Source organism: Brevibacillus sp. YAE8 (assembly GCF_057543335.1).
Window position 1 is genome coordinate 46,656 of the sequence record NZ_BAAIYG010000031.1, and the last position, 10,609, is coordinate 57,264.

Genomic DNA, 10,609 nt, shown 5'->3' on the forward strand with positions numbered 1-10,609 from the left:
AAGTGGAATCCTTATAGAGAAAAGGAGGGAGCGGGATGGCAAAACTCCTCGTGGTAGACGATGAAAAGCCGATTGCAGATATATTGAAGTTCACGTTTGAAAAAGAAGGGTATCAGGTCGTGTGCGCCTACGATGGCGACGAAGCGCTTGTTGTCGTTCAGGATGAGCGGCCGGATTTGATTTTGCTCGATGTCATGCTGCCGGGCAGGGACGGAATGGACGTCTGTCGGGCTGTCCGGCAAACGCACGACGTGCCGATCATCATGCTGACGGCAAAGGACTCGGAGCTGGATAAAGTGCTGGGGCTGGAGCTGGGAGCGGATGATTACGTGACCAAGCCTTTCAGTACCCGTGAGCTGGTGGCGCGGGTCAAAGCGCATTTGCGCCGCCACCGCCCAAGAGCCGAGGAAAAAGACAGCCAGCATCTGCTGCGTGTGCACGAGCTGGAAATTGATTTGAACTCGTACACGGTGGAGAAGGCGGGAGAACCGCTGGATCTGACGCACCGCGAGTTTGAGCTGCTGATGTACTTGGCCCGTCATCAGGGACAAGTTTTGACGCGGGAGCACCTGCTTCAGTCGGTGTGGGGCTTCGACTATTTTGGCGATGTACGGACGGTGGACGTCACGATCCGCCGCTTGCGCGAAAAGATCGAGGACGACCCGAGCCAGCCGAAGTACATTATTACGCGGCGCGGATTAGGCTACACCATGCGCAATCCCGGGGTGGGAGGCACGCCTGGATGATGAGGCGGCTGTTCAAAACGATCCAGTGGAAAATGGTCGTCATCTACATGCTGCTGATTCTGCTCGCCATGCAGTTCATCGGCGCTTATTTTGCCAGGGAAGTGGAGAGCTATTACATCAATAACTTTTCAGAGGCGCTCAATGCCCAGGCGAGCCTTTTGGCGAGTTTGCTGGAGAGCGATCTGCGGCCGCGCGACGGGAAGGAGCCGAGCGCGGAGCAAAACCGCCAGGACATCGACAACCTCATTAACAACCTGGTGAAAATAAACGGCGCCAATGTGCAGGTCATCGACCAGACCGGAACAGTGGTCAGCACGACAGAGGACAAGAGCACGATTGGTCAGCGCACCTCGCAGCCGGAGGTCACAGTAGCTTTGCTCGGAACGCGCAGTGAGTCGATGCGGATTGACCCGCGCACCGGAGCAAGGGTAAAGGTGCTGGTGCTGCCCGTAAAAGGCGACCAGATCGTCTATGGCGCAGTCTACATGATGGCTTCGATGGAAGGCACCTACACGACGATTCGTAAAATGAACGGGATTTTGGCGACGGGCACGATGTTTGCGCTCGTCATTACGGCGGGCCTGGGGGTCGTGCTCGCGCGAACGATTACCAAGCCGATCAAGGAAATGACCAAACAGGCAAGGCTCGTTGCCGACGGCGATTTCAACAGCAGCGTGCGGGTGTACAGCGACGACGAGATCGGCCAACTGGGAATGGCCTTTAACCACATGACGCTGCGGCTGCAGGAAGCGATTTTGCAGCAGGAGGAAGAACGGGAAAAGCTCGCGGGTATTTTGAGCAACATGACGGACGGCGTGATCGCGGCCAATCGCAACGGGCAGATTATTTTGTTCAACCGCGCAGCGGAAGAGATGCTGCAAGTGCGCATGGCAGATGTTTTGCGAAAAAAAAGGACGCTGGCCGATCTGCTCAGCCTGCCTCCCGAGGAAGAGATGTCTTTGTACGCGCAGGAGGAGCCGCTGTTTATTGAAATGCGCCTCCCGAATCAGGAAGAAGTCATTTTGCGCGTGACGTTTACGCCTTTGCAGCACGACAGCGGAAAAAAGGGCGGGATCATCGCGGTAGTCGCGGATGTAACCGAGCAGCAGCGACTGGAGCAGCAGCGCAGGGAATTTGTCGCCAATGTCTCGCATGAGCTGCGCACTCCGCTGACGACGATCAAAAGCTACGTGGAAGCCTTGCTGGACGGTGCAGTAGATGAGCCGGAGCTGTCCAATCGCTTTTTGAAGGTGACCATGTCCGAGACAGAGCGGATGATTCGCCTGGTCAATGACTTGCTGCAGCTTAGCCGCTTCGATTCGCAGGGCGTGCGTCTGCACTGCAAGGAGGCGGACATCAGCCGGCTTTTGCGCTATGCGGCCGATCGCTTTTCCATGTTCAGCGAGCAGCAGGAGGTACAGCTTACTGTTGATGTGCCAAACAAGTTGCCGCCTGTGTACATTGATTTGGATGCGATCAACCAGGTGCTGGACAATTTGCTGTCCAATGCGATCAAATATACGTCCCAAGGCGGCACGGTCGTGCTGTCCGCCAAAGAAAACCGCAGTCAGAAGCGGGTGCAAATCTCGATTAGCGATACAGGGATCGGGATACCGGCCCGTGATTTGAAGCGAATTTTTGAACGGTTTTACCGGGTAGACAAAGCGCGCTCGCGTGGACAAGGCGGCACAGGTTTGGGACTGGCTATCGCCCGCGAACTGGTTCAGGCTCACGGCGCAGATATCGAGATTACCAGCGAATGGAACGTGGGGACGACGGTGACGTTCTGGGTCCCATTTGCCCAAGGAGGTAATGCGGGATGAAGCGGATGCTGGAGCCTGCCAAGACCGTCTTGCTGATCCTGCTGGTCGTGGCCAGCTTTTGCCTGACAGCTATGCTGTGGTCGAACCAGCCCAATTTGCAGTTCATCGAGCCCGCACAATACACAGAGTCCAAACCGGTTAAGGAAAAGACGCTGGAGCAATTGGTGACCCCGGAGTCGGTCGTGTTTCATTACGGGGAAGAGCGCCATACGCGTGCAGTAGCGACAGATGCGCCTTACAGCCTGATCGTAAGCGAGATGTCGAAATGGATTTTCCTCGATTTCTCCCCGTTTGCGCTGTCCAATGAAAAGTGGGGGGAAATTGCCCGGGAAAAGTTGGGGCTGGAGGTCCGGTTTCGCAGTACAGTACCGCTGTCGATCGTATCGCGACTGGTCACGTTTCGCGACGAGTATGACAGCGGCATCAAGGGCATTGACCGCTTGTGGCTGTACTACGAAAAAGACGAGGACGTCGTCTATGCGCTGTTTCTCTCGACAGAGGAAGGTCGCATGATGCGTTCGCGTACTTCGATCAGCCCAAAAGATTTGCGGGAGTCGTACTTGGCTTCCGGCAGTTCTATGCCGGAGCAAATCATGAAGGTCGTCAGGCCGGAGCGGACTTATTCGGTACTCGAAGGCCCGGCGCCGATCTGGAGCATGTATTACTTGCCGAAAAACCAGATGCGGATGCAGCAGTTCCGCTACAGCTATGTGCCTGTCACCAACGAGCGGCTGATGGAGGCGTATTTTATCGACCAGTCGTTGGTCAGACAAATCATGGAGCGGGACAAAACAGTCATTTTCACAGACGGCAGCAGATCCATCCAGTTGAGGGCAGAGCAGCAGGCGATCACCTTCACAGACCCGGCTTACCAGCAGCGGGCGCAGGAGCTGTCTGACGAGGAAAAAGTCCAGAGTGCGGTTACGTTTATCAACAAGCATCTCGGTTGGCTGGACGATTTTCATTTTGAACGAATCAAGAAAAGCTACAATGAAAAAGATTTAATCACCTTCCGCCAGTATGTCGGGGCGTATCCTCTGGTGAGCACAAGTGAGCCGATCCAGATTGATACGATCCAGATTACATCGGAAGCGGGACAGGTTGTAACGATGAGCCGTTCCCTGCTCGATCTGGATAAATACATCGGCAACAACGAGCAGACGATCATGTCGGGGCCGGAGCTGTACAAGCTGATCCGGGACAAAAAGCTGGCCGATACGGAACAAATCACAAATGCCTACCTCGCCTATCAAACGGTCATAGGAGACGGATACGTCGATCTGGTTCCGACCTGGATCGTCGAGCTGGCGAATCAGGGGAATCTGTACATTCTCGCGCGAGTGAAGCAGGGAGGAGGAGGGGCGCATGGATTGGAGTAGAACGAAGACCATTCTGATCTGGGCCTTTCTTCTGCTCGATCTGTTTCTTTTCTATCAGGTGTACGTGACGCGCATCAGCCTCTGGAATGACAAGGAAGTGGCGCAGGGAGAAAAGTGGAATATGGAGCTGTATCTGAATCAGCAAAATATTGCCCTGGACACAGAGGTTCCGCAAGAAACTCCGGAGATGGCTTATCTCGATGCGGAATACGTCGGAATCAGTCCGATTAACTTGCTTGAGCTGCCTGGCATTCAGGCTACGGTGGAGAAAATGTCGCTTGCGGCAAGGCTGGACCCGCCGATTCAGATTCGCGGCCAACTGACGCCGAATGAGCTGCTGCGTCAGATCGGGCCAAGGCTGATGTACGCCGAGCAGTACGGGCCGGATTCGTACCAGTCGAATCAATCACGGCTGCTGTACTGGCAGGTTCACGAAAAAATGCCGATCTTCGTCGCCCCTTTGGAAGTGTATTTGGAAAACGGAGCGATTTTGGGCTATCGGCAAACGTTTTTCCACGTGCGGGAACAAAAAGGCGGGCGGCAGGTCATCTCCGGCTACAAGGCGCTGCTCTCGCTGGTCGAAAAGCAAATTATCCAGCCGGGTGAACGGATTGAGAATGTAAGCCTGGGCTATTACGGTTCATACGATGCGGATATTCAGGCGCTGGCTCCGGTATGGCGGGTCGTCCACGATGGCAAGCAGCATTTTGTCAACGCGTTCACCGGGGCTTTGGAGCGGGCGATGGTCACGCAGCGATGAACAAATAGACAGCCAGGGAAAGCGACGGGAAGAGGGATGTTCGGTGAGATTTAGTGTGTTGGCAAGCGGGAGCACAGGCAATGCCATCTACGTGGCGACAGACCGTGTTTCCGTGCTGATCGATGTGGGGATTACAGGCAAGCAGGCAGAGGCGGCGCTGCAAACAATCGGCGTCAATCCTGCCGATTTGAGCGCGATCCTCGTTACCCACGAGCACGTCGACCATATCAAAGGGGTCGGCGTCATGGCGCGGCGATACGATTTGCCGATTTACGCCAATGAAAAAACGTGGGCGGAGCTGAACGGACAGATTGGCGCGATCAAGGAAGAGCAAAAGCGCCTGTTTGCCGTAGGGGAGAAGCGGGAGCTGGAGGACTTGGGCATCGAGTCGTTCGGCATCTCGCACGATGCGGCGGAGCCGATGGGCTTTTGCTTTTATCACGGCAAGAAAAAGCTCAGTGTGGCAACAGACCTGGGCTATGTCAGCGACCGGATCAAGGAGACGATTCGCGGTGCGGACGCGTATGTATTCGAGTCCAATCACGATGTCGAGCTGCTGCGTATGTCGCAGTATCCGTGGAGCATTAAACGGCGCATTTTAAGCGACGTGGGCCACTTGTCGAACGAGGCGGCAGGCGACGCTTTGACCGAGTGTTTGACGGGCGGAGCAGAGCGCGTGTATTTGGCCCATTTGAGCAAGGAAAACAACATGATCGACCTGGCCCGACTGACGGTGAAAAACATTTTGGAAGAAAAGGGGCTGACCGTCGGGGATGACGTGCATTTGCGCGATACATACCCGGACCGCCCGACCAAGCTGGAAGAGCTATAGGAGCGGTTCGATCCGGGTCTGGCGGCGGCTGATCGCATCGGAGAGCTTGACCATCGTATCGAGCTGAAAGCTGAGCTGGCTGTCGAGCTCCTTTGCTTTGGCTGTCAGCTCGTCATGCGTCAGCAGTCCTTTTGCAACGAGGAGGTCGATCAGGGCATGCAGGACAAGCGTATTGTGGTAATCCGTTTCCTGCAGATCGGCGAGCTTGGCGATGAGCTGTACTTCTTTCATACTCTATCAACCCTTTCTTTTAGCTGGTGTCAGAAAAAGCTTTTAATCTATCATATCCGCGCTCTCGGTGAAATATTCCGAGGGCTTTTTGCTTTTTTCATTCCACAACCTTTCCATATTTCTCACGCGATTTTGCCGAAACCAGGACGTATACTAAAGGTGTCAAAAGGAACAGACAGCAACGAACTCATACATGCAATCGGCTGACACAGGGGTATAGGAGAATGAAAAACCTGTAACCCTAGTATTAGTAGAGGAAGAAGGAGAGTGTGAATCATGGGGTTTTACGATGATTTGACTCACGTGGAGCGGAAAAAACGAAGCGGTTCTATCGGTCGCACTGTCTTGACGTCCGTAACGTCGGCGGTGATTGGGGGAATGGTCGTCCTGCTCATGCTGCCGACTCTCTCCAACTCCGGATATATCAATATGGTCAAGCCAGGAGCGTCAAACGTCATGAGCAATCCCGCGGCCAACCTGTTTGCCACGCCTGTATCTGTAAAGGTAGAAACCGGCACAGTAAACGCAGTGAAAAAAGTGGAGAACGCGGTTGTCGGCGTCATCAATATCGGCCGTGCCCGCAGCAATTGGTTCAGCAATACGCAAGATGTCGAGCAGGGTGAAGGTTCTGGCGTCATTTTCGAGAAAAAGGGCGGCAAAGCCCACATCATCACCAACTACCACGTCATCGACCAGGCGCAGAAGCTGGAAATCGCCTTGCCGACAGGGGAAAAGGTGGACGCGAAGGTTTTGGGTGCTGATCCGTACGCTGACCTCGCCGTTCTGGAAATCGACGGCTCCAAAGTAACCGCCGTTGCCGAGCTGGGGGACTCCTCCACGCTGCAAGTCGGCGAGCCGGCGATCGCCATCGGGAACCCTCTGGGCATGAAGTTTTCCCGCACGGTGACACAGGGCATCATCAGTTCTCTGGAGCGCTCCATGCCGATGGACTTTAACGAAGACGGCCAGGACGACTGGGAGCTGGATGTTTTGCAAACGGACGCAGCGATCAACCCGGGCAACAGCGGTGGCGCACTTGTCAACATTCAAGGACAGGTCATCGGGATCAATACGCTGAAAATCTCCAAAGCCGGTGTAGAAGGTCTTGGTTTTGCCCTGCCGATCAATGACGTGAAAGTCATCGTCAGCGAGCTGATGGAAAAAGGCAAGCTGGAACGCGCTTACCTTGGCGTACAGCCATTCGACCTGACCAACGTGCCGCGCGTGCATTGGAAAGAAACCTTGAACCTGCCGGATGAAGTAAAAGCAGGGGTCGTCATCCAAGGCGAAGTCGGCAAATTCTCCCCAGCGGGCGAAGTCGGCCTGAGACAATACGACGTCATCGTCAAAATGGACAACAAGGACATTGCCAACGGCGCTCAACTGCGCAAGTTCCTGACCTTGAACAAAAAGCCGGGCGACACGGTTGTGATTACGTACTACCGTGACGGCTTCAAGAAGACGGCTACTGTCAAGCTGACGAAAACACCGCAGTGATGAGTTGACGTGATATTGTGAGTAACAACAGTAAGGCTTTTGTGGTCGATTAAGCTTATGGATGGCAAGCGTTGCGTTGTTGCTATGGCGTTGCGCTTCCTTTCATAGAGTTTCCATAGATGGAGATGCGGACATGGCATGAAGCATGAATAAGGGCTGTGAATGTAAGTCCGCTCCGTGAGTAAAGATCGAGCTTGGCGGCGTTCTGGTGGCTGGTGAAAGACGGAAGGCAGAAGTCTTCTGGAAGCCTGTTGTCAAACCGGAGTGTCTCGCCAGCAACCAACTGGCAGCAATTCCGGGACGATTTTGTCCCGTTTGCATATAAGTAGTTCCCCCCTCTATCTATTTGTAAAATAGATCCCTTCTTTGTAGAGCGTCGAGCTGAGATCGGCGCTTTCTTTTTTTTGTGTGGAAACTGGGGTGAAGTGTCAGCTTAGCTTAGTTCGGAGCAGCAAATCAGCAGGTCATGGATTTGTTTTGCTGTCGTTCTGGGGTAGAATAAGAAGCGACATGAAAATGCGCGGAAAAGAGGCAATGGAGATGGACAAGATGATGGAAAGCATTCGCATAGAGGGCAAGGAAGTGGAGCTGCAAGCGGGATATCCGGTGCGTTTTTCCTGCATGGAGCATCTGGAGCAGGAACTGGATGACTACGTGAACGACTTCGAGACGGCACCGGACACGTATCCGGCACAGGCGATCGACGACAGCGCAGCCGACAAGCGCTGCCGGGTATGCGGCGAGCCAGGCCAGATTGCGCTTTTGAAAGAGAAAGGAATGTAGACGAACGTGCAAATTTCGATTATCACCGTAGGCAAGCTGAAAGAAAAGTATTTGCGCGAGGGCATCGACGAGTACAGCAAGCGCCTGTCTGCCTACTGCAAGCTGCAAGTAATCGAGGTCAACGACGAAAAAGCCCCGGAAGAAATGAGCGCGGCCGAAATGGAGCAGGTAAAGCGCAAGGAAGGCGAGCGCATCCTCGCGCAGATCAAGCAGGACCAGTATGTGATCGCACTGGCGATCGAGGGGCAGATGTGGTCATCGGAAAAGCTGTCGGCAGAACTGGACAGGCTGGCGCTGCACGGGCGCAGCCAGGTGGCGTTCGTGATCGGCGGATCGCTCGGGCTGGCAGACGCAGTGCTGAAGCGAGCGGATGCGCTGTTGTCTTTTTCGAAGATGACGTTTCCGCATCAGTTGGTGCGGTTGGTGTTGTTGGAGCAGGTTTATCGGGCGTTTCGGATTAGTCGGGGGGAGCCTTATCATAAGTGAGGGATATTAGTGAGATAGAAGGAGATTAGTTGATACTGTCGAAACAACACTTATATCTATGTATTTAGGTGGTGCTTTTTAACTATGTCAAAGAAAATGGACAATTCTCAGTTGATTGCAAAACAACTTATAAAAAAAAGCTTTGAAGAGATGTTGGTGGAAAATGGAATATTTAATGTTCGAAATGATGCTCAATTTAATGCCATGTTGCATGATTATTTTGAATTCTTTTCAGCTAGTTTAATATTAAAGTCATTTGATTTAAGTGACGAAGAGTTAGAAAAAGGAATAGTAGGAAGTGGGAACGATGGAGGATGTGATGGACTTTATTTGTTTGTAAATGAGGAGTTAATTATGGATGATGCGCCTCTATCAAATATAAAAAAGAACCCAACTCTTGATGTATATATCATCCAATCAAAATTTGAGACATCTTTTAGAGAAAATGCTTTTAGTAATTGGAAAAGTATTGTTGATAATCTTTTTTCTCTAGAATCATTTCAAAATAACGATTTTTCAAAAAGGTACAATGGTGATGTATTAGAATTTTTCGGGAGATTCCATAACACTTTTTTAAGTCTAATTACAAAATCCCCAAAAGTAAATTTTAAGTTTTTTTACACAAGCATCGGTAATGAGGTTCATATTAATGTACAACAACAAGCTGATGAGATGATGGCTAAATTAAAGACATTATATCCCAGTCCAAATACTACTATTAGTGTAGATTATATTGATGCTCAGAAAATCCTTGCATTGTATGATGCACCTTCGAAAACGGATTTTGTTTTGCATATTTCTGAAACTCCCATTATTGTCCAAGAGGAAAAAGAATACATAGTATTAGCAAATTTAAAACAATATTTTGACTTTATAACTAATGAGAATGATAAATTAATAAAACATATTTTCGAGGCTAATGTTCGAGATTATCAAGGGAATACAACCGTCAACAAAGAAATTGCAGAAACTCTAAGCCAAAGTAATTCCGGAGAAGACTTCTGGTGGCTAAATAATGGAATAACGATGTTAGCAAGTAAAATAGATCAGAAGTCTACAAAGGTGTTTGAGATCAAAAACCCTGAAATTGTTAATGGATTACAAACATCTACTGAGATATTCAACTACTTCAATTCCAAAGGAAAAGAATTTTTGGAAGAAAATAGGAAGGTTTTAATAAGGATAATAGTTCCAAATGATGAAGCTTCTAGAGACAATATTATCCTAGCTACTAATAGCCAAACAGCTATTCCTAAAGCAATTTTGAGAGGAACAGATAGCATTCATAGAGAGATTGAAAGCTACTTGAAAACAAAAGATTTATTTTATGATAGAAGAAAAAACTTTTATAAAAATGAGGGAAAGCCGAAAGATAAAATTATAAGTATTCAGTTTCTTGCTCAGTGCCTAATGTCAATTTTATTAGGAAAACCGAATTATGCCAGGGCGAGACCTTCAACATTATTAAATGATGAAGACACATATAACCATCTGTATCTTAATAATAAATTTCTAGATAGTTATTATAATGCTGCTGTAATCGGGAAAAAAGTTAAAAGCTCAATTAGTAATTCGAGTTTGTATTCAGTGAGTGTTCAGTCGGATATTTCATTTTATGTAATGTATGTTTGCGCAGCCAAACTTGTAGGTTCTACAAATATTACCCCCGAACAGTTGAGCAAAATTAATATAGGACAACTTACTGAAGAAAATATTCAGTTGTGCACGGAATATGTATACAAAAAATATATACAACTAGGTGGAAATGATAAAGTAGCAAAAGGAACTAACTTGATTGAAATGATATTAATGGATGATTTTATAAAGCCTGATATTGATAATCTAGTAGGAATTTAGATAAAGTGATACCTTATCAAAATACATGACGAATTGTCAAGACAAGTGCGACAGAGCTTCCATGAATGATTCGTAAGCGGTCTTCCAGCCCAGACATTTTCTTGGCCGATTGTTAATGAGCTCCAAGGCCTGAATCAGTTCCTCCTCGGAGACTTCGGCAAAATCCTTGCCTTTGGGAAAAAATTCTCGCAGAAGGCCATTTGCGTTCTCGTTCG

At 50.1% G+C, this 10,609-nt stretch carries 11 protein-coding genes; 9 read left to right on the forward strand and 2 right to left on the reverse strand.

Features of this window, described 5'->3' with window-relative positions; all coding sequences use genetic code 11:
* Nucleotides 1-35 precede the first annotated feature (35 nt).
* Genes yycF through AC27IT_RS24090 form a run of 5 tightly spaced genes read left to right on the forward strand, consistent with a single transcriptional unit; the run spans nt 36 to nt 5,540 of the window.
* Complete coding sequence (yycF, locus tag AC27IT_RS24070; protein WP_005831723.1) at nt 36-746, forward strand: response regulator YycF; 711 nt, start codon at nt 36-38, stop codon at nt 744-746.
* Entirely contained in the window at nt 746-2,569 is a 1,824-nt protein-coding gene (walK, locus tag AC27IT_RS24075; RefSeq protein WP_025846297.1) for a cell wall metabolism sensor histidine kinase WalK, read from the forward strand. Before yycF ends, walK begins: the two co-directional genes overlap by 1 nt.
* Entirely contained in the window at nt 2,566-3,948 is a 1,383-nt protein-coding gene (locus AC27IT_RS24080; RefSeq protein ID WP_197187555.1) for a YycH family regulatory protein, read from the forward strand. The genes walK and AC27IT_RS24080 overlap by 4 nt, the downstream gene beginning before the upstream one ends.
* Nucleotides 3,935-4,708 carry a two-component system regulatory protein YycI gene (locus tag AC27IT_RS24085; protein WP_005831717.1) on the forward strand — a complete coding sequence of 258 codons (774 nt, stop codon included), beginning with the start codon at nt 3,935-3,937 and terminating at the stop codon, nt 4,706-4,708. The genes AC27IT_RS24080 and AC27IT_RS24085 overlap by 14 nt, the downstream gene beginning before the upstream one ends.
* Nucleotides 4,709-4,751: 43 nt before the next feature.
* Nucleotides 4,752-5,540 (forward strand): MBL fold metallo-hydrolase, encoded by a 789-nt coding sequence (locus AC27IT_RS24090; RefSeq protein WP_007780446.1) that lies wholly within the window; start codon nt 4,752-4,754, stop codon nt 5,538-5,540.
* Here the strand turns inward: AC27IT_RS24090 and AC27IT_RS24095 are convergent.
* Nucleotides 5,535-5,771, reverse strand: a complete 237-nt coding sequence (locus AC27IT_RS24095; protein WP_005831713.1) for a hypothetical protein — start codon at nt 5,769-5,771, stop codon at nt 5,535-5,537. The two genes, AC27IT_RS24090 and AC27IT_RS24095, sit on opposite strands and share 6 nt — an antisense overlap.
* Before the next feature lie 276 nt (nt 5,772-6,047).
* Between AC27IT_RS24095 and AC27IT_RS24100 the strand changes: the two genes are divergently transcribed.
* The 4 genes from AC27IT_RS24100 to AC27IT_RS24115 all read left to right on the forward strand — a co-directional run bounded on the left by AC27IT_RS24100 (nt 6,048) and on the right by AC27IT_RS24115 (nt 10,394).
* Nucleotides 6,048-7,268, forward strand: coding sequence for a S1C family serine protease (locus AC27IT_RS24100; protein WP_005831709.1), 1,221 nt, complete (start codon nt 6,048-6,050; stop codon nt 7,266-7,268).
* A gap of 540 nt (nt 7,269-7,808) precedes the next feature.
* Nucleotides 7,809-8,051, forward strand: coding sequence for a CxxH/CxxC protein (locus AC27IT_RS24105; RefSeq protein ID WP_007780439.1), 243 nt, complete (start codon nt 7,809-7,811; stop codon nt 8,049-8,051).
* Nucleotides 8,052-8,057: 6 nt separating this feature from the next.
* Nucleotides 8,058-8,537 (forward strand): 23S rRNA (pseudouridine(1915)-N(3))-methyltransferase RlmH, encoded by a 480-nt coding sequence (rlmH, locus tag AC27IT_RS24110; RefSeq protein ID WP_283858483.1) that lies wholly within the window; start codon nt 8,058-8,060, stop codon nt 8,535-8,537.
* An 84-nt stretch (nt 8,538-8,621) separates the two neighbouring features.
* A complete protein-coding gene (locus AC27IT_RS24115; protein ID WP_283858482.1) occupies nt 8,622-10,394 on the forward strand; it encodes an AIPR family protein in 1,773 nt (590 codons plus the stop codon).
* A 36-nt stretch (nt 10,395-10,430) separates the two neighbouring features.
* Here the strand turns inward: AC27IT_RS24115 and AC27IT_RS24120 are convergent.
* Nucleotides 10,431-10,609: transposase (locus AC27IT_RS24120; protein ID WP_487092134.1), on the reverse strand; the 179-nt coding region annotated here is incomplete at its 5' end.